This window comes from Mycobacterium sp. 852002-10029_SCH5224772 (genome assembly GCF_001667315.1).
Lineage (GTDB): Bacteria > Actinomycetota > Actinomycetes > Mycobacteriales > Mycobacteriaceae > Mycobacterium.
In genome coordinates this window covers 165,092-181,277 of sequence record NZ_LZHT01000084.1, presented here as the reverse complement: position 1 = coordinate 181,277, position 16,186 = coordinate 165,092, and the positions used below count along the sequence as shown (strand labels likewise).

Genomic DNA, 16,186 nt, shown 5'->3' with positions numbered 1-16,186 from the left:
TAAGTCAAGCAGTTGATTTAAGACGATGCAGGACCCGGTGCTCATTGCCCCAGCAACGCGCGCCGTCGGTATGGTCGGACAGCAAATCCTTCAGATGCGGCGGTGCGGGTGCAAATTCAACAGGCGCTACCTTTGCGCGGTCGGGCCGCGGAATGCGCGGCACTCGATCGTCTGGCATCAGACGCCCGTGCGGGCAAGAGCCAGGTCCTGGTGTTGCGCGGTGAGGCGGGCATCGGCAAGACGGCGTTGCTGGACTTCGTTTCCGAGCGCGCCTCGGGATTCCGCGTGGCGAGGGTGGCGGGAGTGGAGTCCGAGATGGAACTCCCGTTCGCCGCCTTGCAGCAACTCTGCGTGCCACTGCTGGACTGCATCGACCGCATACCCGCCCCGCAGCGGGACGCCCTGGAGATCGCCTTTGGGCGCAGCGCCGGGCCCGCACCGGAGCGCTTCCTGGTCGGGTTGGCGGTGCTCAGCCTGATCGGCGCGGCGACCGAGGGCCGGCCCTTGATCTTTCTCGTCGATGACGCGCAGTGGATCGATCGAATCTCGGCCCAGACGTTGGCCTTTGTTGCCCGCCGCCTGATCGCCGAGCCCGTCGCGGTGGTTTTCGCCATGCGCGACGGCGCCGTGGCGTTCGACGCCGATGAGCTGAGCGGACTGCCCGACTTGACGGTCGGCGGGCTCAATCCGGGCGACGCGCGCGCGTTGCTGGATTCGGTCATCCTCGGCCGGCTCGACGACCAGGTGCGCGATCGCATTGTGGCGGAAACGCGGGGCAATCCGTTGGCTCTGCTGGAGCTGCCCCGGGGCCTGAGCGCCGCGGAGCTGGCGGGTGGCTTCCAGCGCCCGGACGTGCAGCCGCTGGCGGGACAGATCGAGCAGACATTCGTGCGGCGGATCCGCTCGCTTCCCGACCACACGCAGCAGCTGTTGACCACCGCCGCCGCGGAGCCGGTGGGTGACGCCGCGTTATTGCTGCGCGCCGCTGAGCATTTGGGGCTTCCGCCGGATGCGGCGGCCGGCGCGGAAGCGGCCGGTTTGATCGACGTGGGGACCCGGGTGCGATTCCGTCATCCCTTGGTGCGCTCGGCCGCATACCGCACCGCGAACCTGATCGAGCGTCGGCGCATCCATCGGGCGCTGGCCAAGGCGACCGACAGACGAAGTGACCCGGACCGCCGCGCGTGGCACCTGGCCATCGCGGCGCACGGCCCGGACGAATCCGTTGCCGCCGCGCTCGAGCGCTCCGCCGACCGCGCCCAGGCCCGGGGCGGCGTCGCGGCCGCGGCCGCCTTCTTGGAACGCGCCACCCAATTAACCGCCGACCCGGCCCGCCGCGGAACACGGGCGCTCGCGGCCGCTCAGGCCAAACGCGACGTGGCCGCCTTCGACGCGGCGGACGAGTTGCTCACCATCGCCGAAGCCGCATCACTGGATGCGCTGCAGCAGGCGCGGGCCGCCCGGCTGCGCGCACAGATCGTCTTCGCCCGAAGCCGCAGCGGTGCTGCCGACGCACCCACGGTCTCCGATGCCTCCATCGGCCTGCTCGATGCCGCCCGCCGGCTCGAAACACTTGACGACGCGCACTCCCGGGAGACGTACCTAGAAGCGTTGGGGGCAGCGATGTTCGGCGGCCGGCTGTGCCCGCACGGCGGCATTCACCTGGCCGCCGAGGCGGCCCGCGCCGCGCCGGCTGGGCCGGAGCCCGCGCGGCCGGTCGATCTGTTGTTGGACGGCATCGCGCTACGGGCGACGGCCGGGCAGGCCCCGAGCCTGGCGGCGCTGCGCGACGCGCTGACCCTCATCAACACCGAGGCCGAGCGCGGCGGCGACGTCCTGCAGTGGTTCTGGCAAGCCTTCCCCATCGTGCAGGAATCCGCCGTCCACGAACTGTGGGACGACCAGGTATGGCACCAACTGGCCACCCATGCCGTGCGGCTCGCGCGCGATGCGGGCGCACTCGCCGTGTTGCCCCACGCCCTCGTCCACCGCGCCGGAGTGCACGTGCAGGCGGGCGAATTCGCAACGGCGTCCCAACTCATCGAGGAGGCCACGGCCATCTCGGCCGCCACCGGTGATGTCCCCGTCAAATACCACTCGGTGCTGTTGGCCGCCTGGCGCGGCAACGAGGACGTCGCGACCACCCTGATCGAGCGGGCCGCCGCGGACGGGATGGCAAGGGGGGAAGGCCGCATCGTCGGATTGACCGGGTATTCCAGCGCCGTCCTCTACAACGGCCTGTGCCGCTACGCCGACGCGTTCGCGTCGGCGCGCACGGCCTGCGAATACGAAGACCTGGGCCTGTTCGGCTGGTGCCTGGCCGAACTCATCGAAGCCGCCGCGAGAAGCGGCCACCCGGACGCGGCCCACGACGCCCTGCGCCAATTGGAAGTCCGGGCGCTCGGCGCCCAAACCGATTGGGCGAACGGCGTTTTCCTTCGATCCAAAGCGTTGCTGGCCTCCGACCGCGACGCCGAGGCCTGCCACCGCGAAGCGATCGACAAGCTTGCGCGGACGCGCATCGTCGTCCAGCTTGCCCGCGCGCACCTGTCCTACGGGGAGTGGTTGCGCCGGTGTAATCGCCGGATCGACGCGCGCGCCCAGTTGGGCACCGCCCACGAGATGTTCACCGGGATGGGAGCCGACGCGTTCGCCGAGCGGGCCCGCCGCGAGCTGCTGACCACGGGCGAGAAAGTGAACAAGCGGTCCGCGAAAAGGGGAAAGGCATCAGGCGGTGAGCTGACGGCGCAGGAGGCCCAGATCGCCCGGCTGGCCGGTGAAGGCCTGACCAACCCCGAGATCGCCGCGCAGTTGTTCATCAGCAGCCACACCGTCGAATGGCACCTGCGGAAGGTGTTCGCCAAGCTCGGCATCACCTCGCGCCGACAACTGCGGGGTCTGGCCAAAGAATTGGCCCCCTGAGTTCGGCAAGACTACGGACTTTCCAGGGTTCCCACGGCCCGGTGCGCGGGCCATGCTGAGGAGGCCAGTTCATCGGGAAGCTTGAGAGGCGTGATCATGAAGGTTTTGGTAATCGGTGGCAGCGGGCTGATCGGATCACAGGTTGTCGCCATGCTCACCGAGCAGGGACACGAAGCGGTCCCGGCGTCACCGCGCACGGGCGTCAACACCGTGACCGGTGAGGGTGTTGCGGAGGCCGTCGCGGGTGTCCAGGCGGTGGTGGACGTCTCCAACTCGCCGTCTTGGGCCGATGACGATGTGCTGAACTTCTTCACCACCTCTACCCGCAACCTTCTCGAGGCGGAGCGGGCCGCCGGCGTGCAGCATCACGTCGCGCTCTCGATCGTGGGAGCCGACCGCGCGGCCGCAAGCGGCTACATGCGGGCCAAGGTCGCTCAGGAAAAGGTGATCGTGGAATCCGGCGCCCCCTACACGATCGTGCGGGCGACCCAGTTCTTCGAATTCGTTGAGGGCATTGCCGATTCGATGACCGACGGCGACACGGTCCGCGCGCCGCACGGTGGCTTCCAGCCGATCGCCGCCGCGGATGTGGCCACGGCCGTCGCCCGCGCCGCGGTCGGTGAGCCGGTCAACGGGGTGATCAACATCGCCGGACCCGAAAAGCAGGGCATGGACGACTTCATCCGGACCCGGTTCGCCGCGACCGGAGATGCCCGCCGCGTGGTGACCGACCCGGATGCGCAGTATTACGGAGCGGTGCTCGACGAGCGCATGATCGTTCCCATCGAGGGCGAAGAAGTGACCCTTTACCCCACCCGGTTCGGCGACTGGCTGGCTTCGCAGCTGCCCAGCAACGCCAAATAACAGCCGGAGGAGGCGGTCCGATGGAGCTGATGGACTACACCGCGGTGATCACCGGCGGGACGGCGGGCATTGGCCTGGAATCCGCTCGGCTGTTCGCCAGCGAAGGCGCCACCGTCATCGTCTCGGGCCGCGATCCGGTCAGGGGCGCGCACGCGGTGGAGGTCATCGGCCCGAAGGCGCGGTTCATTCAGACCGACATGGCGGATATCGATTCGGTGAATTCGCTTGTGCAACAGTGCGGTGAGGTCGATATCATCGTCAACAACGCTGGCAGCTTTCCGTCGGCGTTGACGGTGGAGCAGGCGATGTCATCGTTCGAGACGATGTTCGACACCAACGTGCGCGGTGCGTACTTCCTGGTTGCCGGCCTGGTCCCGGGAATGCTCAAGCGGGGCCGCGGCAGCATCGTCAACATCACCACCATGGCCGCCTTCAAGGGAATTCCCGGTGCGTCCGGCTACAGCGCCTCCAAGGCCGCGTTGGAATCGCTCACCCGCACCTGGGCCGCCGAATTCGGAGCGGCCGGGGTGCGGGTGAACAGCGTCGCGCCGGGACCCACCCGCACGCCGGGGGTGGCGGCGGAATGGGGTGACGTCAACGAGGAGCTCGGGCGGGCCCTGCCGCTGGGCCGCACCGCCTTCCCGTCCGAGATCGCCGAAGCGGTGCTCTTCCTGAGCTCCCCTCGCTCCAGCTTCGTCACCGGCTCGACCCTGCACGTCGACGGCGGCGGCGCCGCCGTCTGACCGGCCGCGGCAGCCAGGTCGAGTTGTTGCGGACATTTCGCCGACGTCCGCTCTACGGTGGGTAGTTGCGCAACGACGAGGAGCACCCATTGCCCGTGCAACCCACCAGCGGCGTCCCCTTCGACAGAACTCGGCTCACCAGGCGCGGTTTCATGGCGGCCGGCGTCGCCGGTGGACTGGCGCTGACTGCGTGCAGCCAATCCAAACCCGAGCCGTCGGGCAGTGCCCGGATCGCCGCCGCCATCGACGCGGCCGAGGCCGCCCGACCGCACAGCGGCCGCACCGTCGCGGCCAACCTGACCGTCCAGCAGGTCCAGATCGACCTGGGCGGGCCGGTCGTCCGCACGCTGGCCTTCGGCAACTCCATCCCCGGTCCGGTGATCCGCGCCAGCATCGGTGACGAAGTCGTGGTGACGGTGAAAAACCGGCTCGATCATCCGACGTCGGTGCATTGGCACGGCATCGCCGTGCGCAACGGCATGGACGGCGCCGAGCCCGCCACGCCCAACATCGCTGCCGGCCATGACTTCACGTACCGCTTCTCGGTGCCCAACTCGGGCACGTACTGGGCGCATCCCCACACCGGCTTGGACGAGGACCTGGGGCTTTACCTGCCGGTCATTGTCGACGACCCGACCGAGGGCAACTACGACGCGGAATGGATCGTCGTCCTTGACGATTGGACCGACGGCGTCGGAAAGAGTCCTCAGCAGCTCTACAGCGAACTGAGCAACCCGAACAAGTCACCGATGCCGACCACATCCGAGACGAGCACGACGACGACGGAAACGAGCACGACCGAGACGACGACGACCGGCCCGACGTCCTCGACGAGCCCACCGGCCGGTATTCCCGGGCCGTCCCCGGGTAATGTCGGCACCAGCGACCTTCTCGGTGGCGACGCCGGAGACATCGCCTATCCGTACTACCTGATCAACGGGCGAATTCCCGCTTCCCCCATGACATTCAATGCGAAGCCCGGTCAGCGGATACGGATTCGCTTCATCAACGCCGCCTCCGACACCAGCTTCCGGGTCGCGCTGGCCGGCCATGCGATGACGGTGACACATACCGACGGCTACCCCGTGGTGCCGGCTCAGGTCGACGCCCTGCTGATCGGTATGGCCGAACGCTACGACGTCACGGTGACCGCGGCCGACGGTGTCTTCCCACTGGTCGCGGTCGCGGAGGGCAAAAACGCGCTGGCGCGGGCATTGCTGTCCACGGGCGCGGGCAGCGCACCCGACCCGCAGCTCCAGCCGGGCGAACTCACCAAGCGCGTGGGCACCGCCACGATGTTCACTGCCACGACGCCGGTCAACCTCGGCCGCCCCGATCCCGCCCTCAATCTCCCGGTCGTGCTGGGCGGCAATATGATGCAATACAACTGGACGATCAACGGGCAGCCTTACGGCAGGACGAGCCCACTCCACGTGCAACAGGGTCAACGGCCCACCATCACCTTCGACAACACCACGACGATGTATCACCCAATCCATTTGCACGGGCACACGTTCCAGGTGATCAAGGCCGACGGAAGCCCGGGCGCCCGCAAGGACACCGTCATCGTGCTGCCCAGGCAGAAGCTCGCCGCAGTCCTCGTCGCCGACAATCCCGGCACGTGGCTGATGCACTGCCACAACACCTATCACCAGGTCGCCGGGATGGGGACACGGCTGGACTACGTCTTCTGACGATCAGAGGGTGCCCAAGAAATCCATCAGCGACTGGTTGACGACCGACGACTGCTCGATCTGAGGGCAGTGGCCGGCGTTGTCGACCACCACCGACCGGGCGCCGTCGATCTGCTTGGCGATCTGCGCCGCCCAGCCGCCGGGCAGGAGCTTGTCGCCCCCGCCCTCGACGACAAGCGTTGGCACGCCGATACGTTCGTAGGCTCGCGCGCTCGACGGGGTGGCCGACGGTGTGGCCCCCGGGCGACGGAACCTGGCCGCGGCGATAGCCTCCCACGCCCCCGGCGCGGTGCTCGACGCGTGGCGGCGCCGCACGTAGTCGTCGTCGGCGGGATAGGCGGGGTCGAAAAACAGCGCTTCGACGATGCGGCGCATGGCCGGCAACGTGGCGTCATAGTTCTGCAGCGCCTCGAAATGCTGATTCTGCTGGATCTCCCCGCCCCCGCAGACGATCACCAGGCTGCGGATCGGCAGCAGCGGCGTGTCCGACGTGCTGTCGGTGAGCAGGTTGATGGCCCCCATCGAATTGCCGACGAAGTGCGCCGACCCGATGCCGAGCAATTCGCAAAACCGCGCGACATGCCGGATCCGCATGCCGCGGCCGTCGACGAAGTCGATCACCTTGGCCGAACTTCCGTACCCCAGCATATCGGGGGCCAGCACCCGATAGCGTGCGGCGAGCGCGGAAATATTGCGTTCCCAACCAAGTTCGGCGCCGGCCCCGAACTCACCGCCGTGCAGCAACACCACTGGATCGCCCTCGCCGGCTTCCAGGTAGCCGGTGGAAAGGCCGTCCACCAACATGGTTTTACGCTGAAAGTCCATCATTTGATCGCAATCGGGTTGACCGGGGATCCCACTGCACCAACGACTCTCAGTGGCGGGGCGACGAGCTGGAATTCGTAGACGCCATCGGCGGCGCAGTCCTCGGCCAGCGAGGTGAGATCCCAGTACTCGCCAAACATCATTCCCATGTCGCGCAGGCAGAGCAGATGCAGGGGCAGGAATACGCCCTCTACTCCCGAGACCAGGTCCTCGACCTGCAGGTTGTCGGACGCGACGGCGGCGACCTCGTGGTCGTGCAGCCACGAGGCGCAGCTCCAGTCCAGTCCGGAGAAGGAAGCGGTCTTGTCCCCGGTCTGCGCGAACCTCGTCCACCAACCGGTCCGGATCAGCACGATGTCACCGCGTTCGATCCGCACGCCCTGTGCGCGTGCGGCATCGTCCAACTCTTCGGGTGTGATCGGATTCCCCTGCTCGAGAAAGACTTCCGCATTCCGGTGGCGGACCAGATCCAGCAGCACGCCTCTCGAAGCAATGCCCTTGCCGTCCACCTTGTCGATTCCGCAATGCACGGCGCCCAAGCTGGTCACCGAATCCGCTCGGAAGCCGTTGTAGAGCTGCTCGTCGTAGTAGACGTGCGACAACGCGTCCCACTGACTTGCCGCCTGTAACGGCATGATGATCAAGTCGTCGTTGAAGCGGAACGGATTGTCGTCGCCCATGTAACTGCTGAGCTGCTGGGCTATTGGGTTGCTCGCCCAGCCCGGGCCGTACTGGGCCAGCGTCTTCGCGTCGCCGCCATCGATGGTCATGATATGGACGGGGTTGTGCCGATATTCGAAGGCGCCCTGCGGGCCCGACGCGCCGAAGTCCACGCCGAGCGGAAAGACCCTGCCGTGCCGGACCAGGCTCGCCGCCTGGGCGACCTTTTCCGCGGTGATGAAGTTCAGCGTGCCGAGCTCGTCGTCGTCACCCCAGCGGCCCCAATTGGAGACGTCGCGCGCGACCCGCCGAAAATCAGTCAAGTCGGCCATGCGCCCGTCCCTCCTCGAGTTCACGGGCGATCGCGGCGCCCACGTTTCCGCCGTCGACCCACACGACCTGACCCGAAATATAACTGGCCGCACGGCTATTCAGGAAGAGCAGCACCGCGGCCTGTTCCGCGGGTTCGGAAACACGACCCAGCGGCTTGGGGATGTCGTCGAGGAAGCCCTGCCCGTATGCCCTGCGTAGCTGGTCCAGGATCGGCGTCTCGGTGACCCCGGGCCCCGTGCAGTTGATGCGGATCCCCCGGGCGCCCAGCGGCGTGGCGCTGCGCATGGTGTACAGGATGATGGCTTCCTTGGACAGCTGGTAGCCGGTGCCCAGCGCGTCGGGATGCCGATCGCACCAATCGACGCCGTCCGCCATGGTCGCGGTGTCGAGCAACGGCGCCACTTCGTGAAGATGTTCCCGGTAGGCGGCCGCCGCGAGCGAGGACACGCTGACGACGGACGACCCCGCGGGCATCTTCGGGACCAGCGCCTCGGTGAGGTGGCGTAACCCCAAGAAGTTGATCGTGACGATCAGCTTGGGGTCGCCGACGCCGGAGGAGACCCCGGCGACGTTGAACAGCGCATCGACCGGCCCGTCGATGGATGCCACCGCGCGATCGATGGACGCCGCATCGGCCAGGTCGACCTCATGGAACGCGCCGAGTCCGAAGTCGGGTCGGCGTTTGTCCAATCCGACGACATCGGCCCCCAGGTCGGTGAGCTGGCGTACCACGTATTCGCCGATGCCCGAGGCGCATCCGGTCACCACCGCCCGGCGGCCGTCGTAGCGCCACAGCTCGTCGATCTCTCCCAAGGCTCGCCTCGAAATCCTGGTAGAACTCTGGCTCTACTTCTGCTGGTCCTTCGCCCGCTGCGCCGCCTGCACGCGGCCTTCGTTGATCTCCGCCATCGCTTCGGGGATCTCGCTTGCGGTGAACTTACCGCCACGGCCGGTGGGCAGTCCACCAAACGAGTAAGCCTCGTCGAACTGTGGTGCGGTCGATTTCGGCCGGCGGGCCTCCACCTTTTCGATGACGGGCGCCAGCCGGGTGGCCTTGTCGGCCACCGCCTTTGCGTCGCGCTCGATGAATTCGGGAAGCACCTCTTTGCCCATCAGCTCGATGGATTCCATGGTGCCCTCGTGGCTGCGTGGGTTGAGCAGCAGGATGATCTCGTCGACGCCGCTTTCTTCGTAGCCGCGCAGGAATTCGCGCACCGTGGCCGGCGACCCGATGGCACCCCGCCCCGGCCCGTACGCCAGCGTCGGATCCTTTTCGACCTCTTCGAGATAGCGCTGCCACACTCCGGTCCGCCCGGGCGTGTGCACCCCGGTCATGTAGTAGTGCATGATGCCGAACGAGAAGAACCCGCCGCCCTGCCCGAGCCGCTGCAACGCCTGCTCGTCGGTCTTGGCCACCATCATCGACAGGTCGCCGCCGATGGCGAGGATGTTCGGGTTGATTAGCGGGGTGACGGGGACGCCGTTCTCTTCGAATTCCTTGTAGTAGCCGTTGACCCGCTCGGTCAGCGGGCCGGGGCCCGTGTAGGCGAAGCTCAAAGCGCCGATGGCTTTTTGGGCGGCCATCTGCACGCTGGCGGGCCGCGTGCAAGCGACCCAGACGGGCGGATGCGGCCTTTGCAGCGGCTTGGGAACGACGTTGCGCGCCGGCATCTGCACGTGCTCGCCGTTGAAGCCGGTGAAGGGCTCTTCGATCATGCAGCGGATCGAGACCTCGAGGGCCTCCTCCCACTGGGCCCGCTTGTCGGCGGGGTCGATGTTGAACCCGCCCAGCTCACCGACCGACGACGATTCCCCGGTGCCGAACTCGACGCGGCCGTTGGAGAGCAGGTCCAGCGTGGCGATGCGTTCGGCGACCCGCGCGGGGTGGTTGACCACGGGCGGCAGGTGCATGATGCCGAACCCGAGGCGAATGTTCTTGGTCCGCTGGCTGGCCGCGGCCAAGAAGATCTCCGGCGCCGTCGAGTGGCAGTACTCCTCGAGGAAGTGATGCTCGGTCAGCCACACGGTGGAGAAGCCAGCTTTGTCGGCGGCCTCGACCTCATCGAGGCAGTCCTGCATCATGATGTGCTCGTCGTCGGGCGCCCAGGGCCGCGGCAGGGCGAATTCGTAGAACAGCGAGATTTTCATTGTTACCTCCTATGAGTATTAACGGCTCGATTGGCTGCTTGGGCCGCAACGTGTTTCGCCGCGACATAACCGAAGGTCATCGCTGGGCCGATGGTCGCACCGGCGCCGGCGTAGCTGCGGCCCATCACCGGCGCGGAGGTGTTGCCCACCGCGTAGAGTCCCGGCACCACGGTGTCGTCGGCCCGCAGGACGCGGGCGTGTTCGTCGGTGCGCAGGCCGCCCGAGGTCCCGAGGTCCCCGAGGACGATCCGGAAGGCGTAGTACGGCGGATCGCCCAGTGGATACAAGTTCGGATTGGGCAAGGTGTGGTCGCCGTAGTAGTTGTCGTACACGCTGTCGCCGCGGTTGAAATCGTCGTCGTGGCCCTTGCGGGCGAGTTCGTTGAAGCGGCTGGCGGTTTCGGCAAGCTGAGCCGCGGGCACGCCGATCTTGGCCGCCATTTCATCCCACGTCGTCGCCGCCTTCACCACACCCGATTCCAGCCAGGCCGTTGGAATCTTGCGACCGGTGGGCACCGGCGCCAGCGGGATTTTCGGTATCGGCAGGTGTCCCCCGACGACGTAGCGATTGAATGACCGATGGTCGGTGATCAGCCAGCACGGGATATGGGTGACGCCGGATCTTTGGCCCTCGATCATGGCGTGCCCGAAATCCATGTATGGGGCCGCTTCGTTGATGAAGCGCTTACCGGCGCCGTTGACGATGAATTGCGCCGGCATCATCCGTTCGTTGAGCATGAATTGCATGCGGCCGTCCGGCCATTGGATCGCCGGGAACCACCAGGCTTCGTCGAGCAGGTCCGTCGCGGCGCCGACCTGTTGCGCCGCGCGGATGCCGTCGCCCATCGCCGCCGGGTTGCCGAAGCTCCAGTCCTGGTCCACCTCGGGGAGAAGCTCCTTGCGCCAGGCGAGGTCGTGGTCAAATCCGCCGGATGCCAGGATCACGCCGCACCGCGCTCCGATCCGCTGGGACTTGCCGTCGGTTTCCACCACCGCGCCGGTCACCGCTGCGTCGGCGTCGGCGAGCAACTCGATCATCGGCGCGTTCAGCCACAGCGGGATGCCGCGTTCCCTCAGCGCCAATCTGAGCCGGGCCGTTAGCGACTGTCCGATCGCGGCCATCCGCTCGCCGAAGACCCTGGCCCTGACCATCCGCGCGATCAGCTTGAGCAATACGCCTTTGCCGGCCCATGACTGGCGGATCCGGTAGAAGGTTCGCAGTTCCTTGGGGCCCAACCAGATTCCCCTGGGAGCCAGCGCCAGCGGCTGCAGCAGCTGCTGCTCGTCGGCGCCCAACGTGCGCAGGTCGATGGGGGGAACGTTGATGGTGCTGCCGAGTTCGGAGCCGCCGGGCAGCTCCGGGTAGTAGTCGGCATACCCTGGCTTCCAGACGAATTCGAACCAGTCGGACAGCTGCTCCAGGAATTCGAGCATTTGCGGCGCGGCTTCGACGTATTGCCGTATCCGGGCCTCGCTGACCAGGCCTTCGGTGATCTGCTTGAGGTAGCCGACCACACCCTCGGGTGCGGGCGCGTAACCCTCCCGGCGCTGCGCGGGCGCCCCGGGAACCCAGATGCCGCCTCCGGACAACGCGGTAGAACCCCCGAAGTGGGAAGACTTTTCGACCACCAAGACGTCGAGCCCGGCGGCCTGGGCGGTCAGGGCGGCCGTCATGCCTCCACCGCCCGATCCGACGATGAGTACATCGACAACGTGATCGAAATCGTCCACTGCGTCCGTCATTTCGGAAGTGCCGTTCTGATGGCGAAACCGGCGATCAATTCGGGAGCGGGTTTGTAGTAGCGTCCCGTAGTTTCGTAGGGTCCCGCGGCCTCCAGCGCTCCGAATGCCGCCACCCACGTGCGGATTTCGTGTGCGGAACTGCCACCCTCGTGGGCCACGAACGAGTTCGACCACTGATCCAATTCACTCAGCCATCCACCGTCGATGATCTCCAGGAATCGGTGGTCCCACGTCGGGTTGAGTGGTTGCAGGTCACTGTCTCCGGCGGCGAAGTTCTTGGCCGCATCGATGACGGCCGCCTGCCGCGCCTGGCGCTGCTCGGATGTCATCGGCCGGCCGTGCACGATCCGCTCCAGCACGGGCGGGGCCGCGGCCGCCAACGTCGGCACGGGCGGGCTGTGCGAGAGCCCACCGGAACCCAGCAGCAGGACTCGCTTGTCCAGGCTGGCCAGATAGTTGCCGACGGCGGCACCGAGCGCCCGGCAGCGATGCATTGGGCCCAGCGGCACCCCGATCGCGTTGACGAAGATCGGGATGACGGGACGCGAAGTGGCGTCACCGAACAGCTTTTCGAGCGGCTGGACCGTACCGTGATCCACGTCCATGCTGGCCGATACCGCGATGTCGACGCCCGCGTCGAGGATGGCCTTTGCGCAATCGACGGCGAGCTCCTCCGGCACGTCCAGCGGGCCGGCATGGGTGCCGTAATCGCCGACTCCGGTGGCGCTGGTGCCGATACAGAACGGGGGCATCACTTTGTAGAAGAACCCGTTGTAGTGATCCGGGGAGAAGGTGACGACGAGTTCGGGATCGAAATCTTCGACGAATCCTCGCGCCTCGGCGATTGCGCCCTCGATGTCGTCAAGCAGGTCCTGCGACGGCCCCGGAAGACTCAGGAGCGGGCTGTGCGACATACAGCACAGAGCCAGTGCCACTTTGCAATTCACCCCCTTTTGGCGTCAGGGTCAGCGTGTCAAAGAGCGCGGCGCTCAGGTCGGGGGTGCGCTGAGCGATGCACGCGCCCGCGATGCACCGGTCGGGGCGCAAAAACAACACCGAATCGGAATGGGTGTCGAACCACGATTTGAGGTCACCGCGCCGATCGCCGACGACCACGACATCGGGGTCGTCGTGCCCGGTCCAGTGCAACTGCGTCACCGGCCGTAGCGCAAAGAAGCGCGCACCCAGCGCTTTCCAGCTTGCGAAGGCGGCTTCGCCGAGAAGTTTGCGGGGATTGTTGTTCCAGCACAGCACGGCGAACCACGTGCCGAGCACGTCGTCGAGCAGCACATCCTGTTGGTCTCGGGTGTCGACTCGCGGCTGGATGAACAGCGTCCCGACCGGCGAATCCGCACGGCCGGGCGCGGCGTGGACGACGGCTCCGTGCTCGTAGCGCGGCATGGGCTTGAACCGCATCTCCAACACATATCGCTTGAGCGACGGCACGATTGACGCCGACCGCACGAGCAGGTCCCGCGCGCCGGCGACCCGGCGGTTGGTCGGCGAAATCACACGGCCCACCATGGTGGACAGGTCGATCATCGCGCGCGCATGCTTGCGGCGCTCCACGTCATAGGTGTCCAGCAGCTTGTCGTCGGCGTGACCACTCACCACCGCCGCGAGCTTCCAGCCCAAATTCGCGGCGTCGCGGATCCCGCTGTTGTAGCCCTGACCCTGCCACACGGGCATCAGGTGCGCGGCGTCGCCGGCGAGCAGCAGCCGGCCCTGGCGGAACGCGTTGGCGATCCGCGAGTGGTGGGTATAGACCCGGCGCCGGATCACGTCGACCCGGTCGGGGTGGGGCACCATTCGGGCCAGCATCTGTTGCAGGAAGGCCGGGTCCTCCGCCTGTTCGTCGGTCTCGCCGGCGTGAATCATGAACTCGAAGCGGCGGATTCCGTGGGCGATGGAGATCGAGGCGTACGGGCGTTCGGGGTCGGCGCCGACCTCGCTGTTCGGATGCCCGAGCGGGTCGTTGGCGATGTCGACCACCAGCCACCGCGTCGAGGACGTCGTCCCGTCGAACGACACACCCATCACGCGGCGGGTCATGCTGCGGCCGCCGTCGCAGCCGACCACGTATCGTGCCCGCAGCCGCGTTGTGTCGCCGTTGTTCTCGGCGCCGCCACCGAACTCGACGGTGACCCCGTCGGCGTCTTCCCGGCACCCCGTCATCGGGCTACCCCACCGCACCTGGACATGTTCGAATCGGTCCAGGCCGGAAAGCAGTTCCGCATCGACGAGCGGCTGCACGAATCCATTTCGCTTCGGCCATCCGAAACGCGCGTCGGGCGGGGCCATTTCGGCGAGCACGCGGCGCTTGGCGTCCATGAAGCGCAGAATCTGGTTGGGCACCGTGTGCGGCAGCACCCGCTCGACAAGGCCGATCGACTGGAACGTGCGCAACGACTCATCGTCCAGTCCCACCCCGCGGGGGTAGTCGATGAGGGTGTCGCGCTCCTCGACCACGATCGTGCGGATGCCTTGCAGGCCAAGGATGTTGGCCAGGGTCAAACCGACCGGGCCCGCACCGACGACGAGTACGTCGGTCTCGGTGTCAGGTGTCCCTTGCCCCGGAGCGGCCATCAGCGGCCCAGCAGGAAATCGAGATGGAGGCGGTTGAAGGTCTTGGCGTCCTCGTACTGCGGCCAGTGGCCGCAGCCGGGCATCACCTCGAAGCGCGCGCCCGGGATCATCGACGCGATGCGCCGGCCTTCCGTGACATCGGCGGTCGGGTCGTCACTGGTCCAGAGCACCAGCGTCGGGGCGATGATCGAGCCGTATTCGGCCGGGCCGAGGATGTTGCGCGCCCGAATCTCGGGATCCTGCAACGCCATGATGTCGCGCATGGCCGAGACGAATCCCGGTTGCCGGTAGACGCGCTGGCGACTGGCGACCAGGTCGTCATAGTCCTGGGACTTGTCGGCCATCAGCCACTTGATCCGAGCTTGAACCGTTTCCCAGGTGGGATCCTCGGCGGCCGCCATGGACAGCGTGATAATCCGTTGCATCACAACGGGATCGGCCTGCGAGCCGCCGGCGGTGTTGAGCACCAGCCGGTCGACCACGTCGGGGTGGTCGACGGCCGCGCGGGCGGCCACCCAGCCACCGAGGGATTCACCGCTGACGCACGCGCGATCGACACCGATGGTGCGCAGCACGGTCATCAGGTGCTCGACGTAGTGGTGTACCTCCAGCGGGTGGCCCGGCTTGTCGGTGTAACCGTGGCCCAGCATGTCGATCGACCAGGTCCAGAAATGATCCGCGTGGGCCGCCAGGTTGCGCACGTAGGCCTCGGCGTGACCGCCCGATCCGTGCAACAGAACCAGCACCGGCTTGCCGGGGTCCCCGGCCCGTAGGTAGCGGGTTCGTATTCCTGCGGCGTCGAGGTAGCCCTGCTCAAACGCGACGCCCTGGAGATCGCTCCAGATGCTCTCGAACTCCGTCACGGTCCTGTCCGGCCTCCAGATCGGGGAAATCTCGTCTCGTCTTCGACTTACCTTGTGTGCTAATATCGCACACTGATGTGCGTTATATATAGAGCTTGGCTCTCGCGGGAAGGTCTGTCAAGGCTGTGACGGGTTCCGGCACCGGGTCGCAAACCCTGGCCAGGGGTCTGTCCGCATTGCAGATGGTGGCCGACTCCCCTGCCGGGCTCACGGTGCAACAGCTCGCCGATCAGATCGGGGTGCATCGCACCATCGCCTACCGATTGCTCACGACGCTGGCCGAGTTCCGGCTGGTGGCCAAGGGAGAAGACGGCCGCTACCGTCCCGCGGCCGGGCTCGCCGTGCTCGGCGCGTCCTTCGACCGCAACGTGCGCCAACTGAGTCTGCCGACGTTGCGCGCGCTGGCTGACGATCTCGGCACAACGGTGTCGTTGCTCATCGCCGAGGGCGACCAGCAGGTCGCGATCGCGGTCATCGTGCCCAGCCACGTCGCCTACCAGCTGTCCTTTCACGAGGGCAGTCGATACCCGCTCGACCGCGGCGCGGCGGGCATCGCCTTGCTGGCGTGCATGCCGCCGCGCCCGGGCGAGCGAGAGCTGGTCTCGCGGGCGCGCGAGCGCGGCTGGGTGACGACGTACGGCGAGATCGAACCGAATACCTACGGCCTGGCCGTGGGGGTGCGTCGCCCGGCGCCGTCCCCACCGACGTGCATCAACCTCATCTCGCACCGAGAAGACGTCGTGATGCGCGGGAAAGACGCGGTCGTCAAGGCCGCCAAGCAGTTGGCCGAGCTCCTGAGCTAGCCA

Annotated in this window: 13 protein-coding genes; 5 read left to right on the top strand and 8 right to left on the bottom strand. The window is 67.1% G+C overall.

The window, feature by feature from the left end:
* Positions 1–108 precede the first annotated feature (108 nt).
* From A5775_RS15080 to A5775_RS15065, 4 genes are all read left to right on the top strand, one after another.
* A complete protein-coding gene (locus A5775_RS15080; RefSeq protein ID WP_369827873.1) occupies positions 109–2,922 on the top strand; it encodes an AAA family ATPase in 2,814 nt (937 codons plus the stop codon).
* Between the two features lie 96 nt (positions 2,923–3,018).
* Positions 3,019–3,786 carry an SDR family oxidoreductase gene (locus A5775_RS15075; protein ID WP_067253829.1) on the top strand — a complete coding sequence of 256 codons (768 nt, stop codon included), beginning with the start codon at positions 3,019–3,021 and terminating at the stop codon, positions 3,784–3,786.
* 20 nt (positions 3,787–3,806) lie between these two features.
* On the top strand, positions 3,807–4,529 hold the full coding sequence (locus A5775_RS15070; RefSeq protein WP_067253556.1) for an SDR family NAD(P)-dependent oxidoreductase: 723 nt from the start codon (positions 3,807–3,809) through the stop codon (positions 4,527–4,529).
* A gap of 89 nt (positions 4,530–4,618) precedes the next feature.
* Positions 4,619–6,223 (top strand): multicopper oxidase family protein, encoded by a 1,605-nt coding sequence (locus tag A5775_RS15065; RefSeq protein WP_156660715.1) that lies wholly within the window; start codon positions 4,619–4,621, stop codon positions 6,221–6,223.
* A 3-nt stretch (positions 6,224–6,226) separates the two neighbouring features.
* Here the strand turns inward: A5775_RS15065 and A5775_RS15060 are convergent, their stop codons facing one another.
* From A5775_RS15060 to A5775_RS15025, 8 genes are read right to left on the bottom strand one after another with little or no spacing between them, the layout of a single operon-like run.
* On the bottom strand, positions 6,227–7,048 hold the full coding sequence (locus A5775_RS15060) for an alpha/beta fold hydrolase (RefSeq protein WP_067253549.1): 822 nt from the start codon (positions 7,046–7,048) through the stop codon (positions 6,227–6,229).
* Positions 7,048–8,040 carry a cyclase family protein gene (locus A5775_RS15055; RefSeq protein WP_067253546.1) on the bottom strand — a complete coding sequence of 331 codons (993 nt, stop codon included), beginning with the start codon at positions 8,038–8,040 and terminating at the stop codon, positions 7,048–7,050. Before A5775_RS15055 ends, A5775_RS15060 begins: the two co-directional genes overlap by 1 nt.
* Complete coding sequence (locus A5775_RS15050) at positions 8,024–8,854, bottom strand: coniferyl-alcohol dehydrogenase (protein ID WP_067253543.1); 831 nt, start codon at positions 8,852–8,854, stop codon at positions 8,024–8,026. The genes A5775_RS15055 and A5775_RS15050 overlap by 17 nt, the downstream gene beginning before the upstream one ends.
* Before the next feature lie 33 nt (positions 8,855–8,887).
* Complete coding sequence (locus A5775_RS15045; protein WP_067253540.1) at positions 8,888–10,189, bottom strand: LLM class flavin-dependent oxidoreductase; 1,302 nt, start codon at positions 10,187–10,189, stop codon at positions 8,888–8,890.
* Positions 10,190–10,191: 2 nt separating this feature from the next.
* Positions 10,192–11,919 (bottom strand): FAD-binding protein, encoded by a 1,728-nt coding sequence (locus A5775_RS15040; RefSeq protein WP_156660714.1) that lies wholly within the window; start codon positions 11,917–11,919, stop codon positions 10,192–10,194.
* A gap of 8 nt (positions 11,920–11,927) precedes the next feature.
* The gene (locus A5775_RS15035) at positions 11,928–12,845 is read right to left on the bottom strand and encodes a 3-carboxyethylcatechol 2,3-dioxygenase (RefSeq protein WP_067253535.1); all 918 of its coding nucleotides are present in this window, start codon (positions 12,843–12,845) and stop codon (positions 11,928–11,930) included.
* Positions 12,793–14,517 (bottom strand): bifunctional 3-(3-hydroxy-phenyl)propionate/3-hydroxycinnamic acid hydroxylase, encoded by a 1,725-nt coding sequence (locus A5775_RS15030; RefSeq protein ID WP_067253532.1) that lies wholly within the window; start codon positions 14,515–14,517, stop codon positions 12,793–12,795. The genes A5775_RS15035 and A5775_RS15030 overlap by 53 nt, the downstream gene beginning before the upstream one ends.
* Positions 14,517–15,380: an alpha/beta fold hydrolase gene (locus tag A5775_RS15025; protein WP_067253529.1), complete on the bottom strand. Its 864-nt coding sequence runs from the start codon at positions 15,378–15,380 to the stop codon at positions 14,517–14,519. The genes A5775_RS15030 and A5775_RS15025 overlap by 1 nt, the downstream gene beginning before the upstream one ends.
* Positions 15,381–15,505: 125 nt before the next feature.
* On the opposite strand from A5775_RS15025, the gene A5775_RS15020 reads away from it, so the two are divergent.
* Positions 15,506–16,183: an IclR family transcriptional regulator gene (locus A5775_RS15020; RefSeq protein WP_067253526.1), complete on the top strand. Its 678-nt coding sequence runs from the start codon at positions 15,506–15,508 to the stop codon at positions 16,181–16,183.
* The last annotated feature ends 3 nt before the right edge of the window (positions 16,184–16,186 follow it).

Bases quoted from the DNA above. Each gene is read 5' to 3' on its own strand.
- A5775_RS15055 (WP_067253546.1), bottom strand. From the start codon at position 8,040: ATGGCCGACTTGACTGATTTTCGGCGGGTCGCGCGCGACGTCTCCAAT.
- A5775_RS15045 (WP_067253540.1), bottom strand. From the start codon at position 10,189: ATGAAAATCTCGCTGTTCTACGAATTCGCCCTGCCGCGGCCCTGGGCG.
- A5775_RS15075 (WP_067253829.1), top strand. From the start codon at position 3,019: ATGAAGGTTTTGGTAATCGGTGGCAGCGGGCTGATCGGATCACAGGTT.
- A5775_RS15070 (WP_067253556.1), top strand. From the start codon at position 3,807: ATGGAGCTGATGGACTACACCGCGGTGATCACCGGCGGGACGGCGGGC.
- A5775_RS15060 (WP_067253549.1), bottom strand. From the start codon at position 7,048: ATGGACTTTCAGCGTAAAACCATGTTGGTGGACGGCCTTTCCACCGGC.
- A5775_RS15035 (WP_067253535.1), bottom strand. From the start codon at position 12,845: ATGTCGCACAGCCCGCTCCTGAGTCTTCCGGGGCCGTCGCAGGACCTG.
- A5775_RS15030 (WP_067253532.1), bottom strand. From the start codon at position 14,517: ATGGCCGCTCCGGGGCAAGGGACACCTGACACCGAGACCGACGTACTC.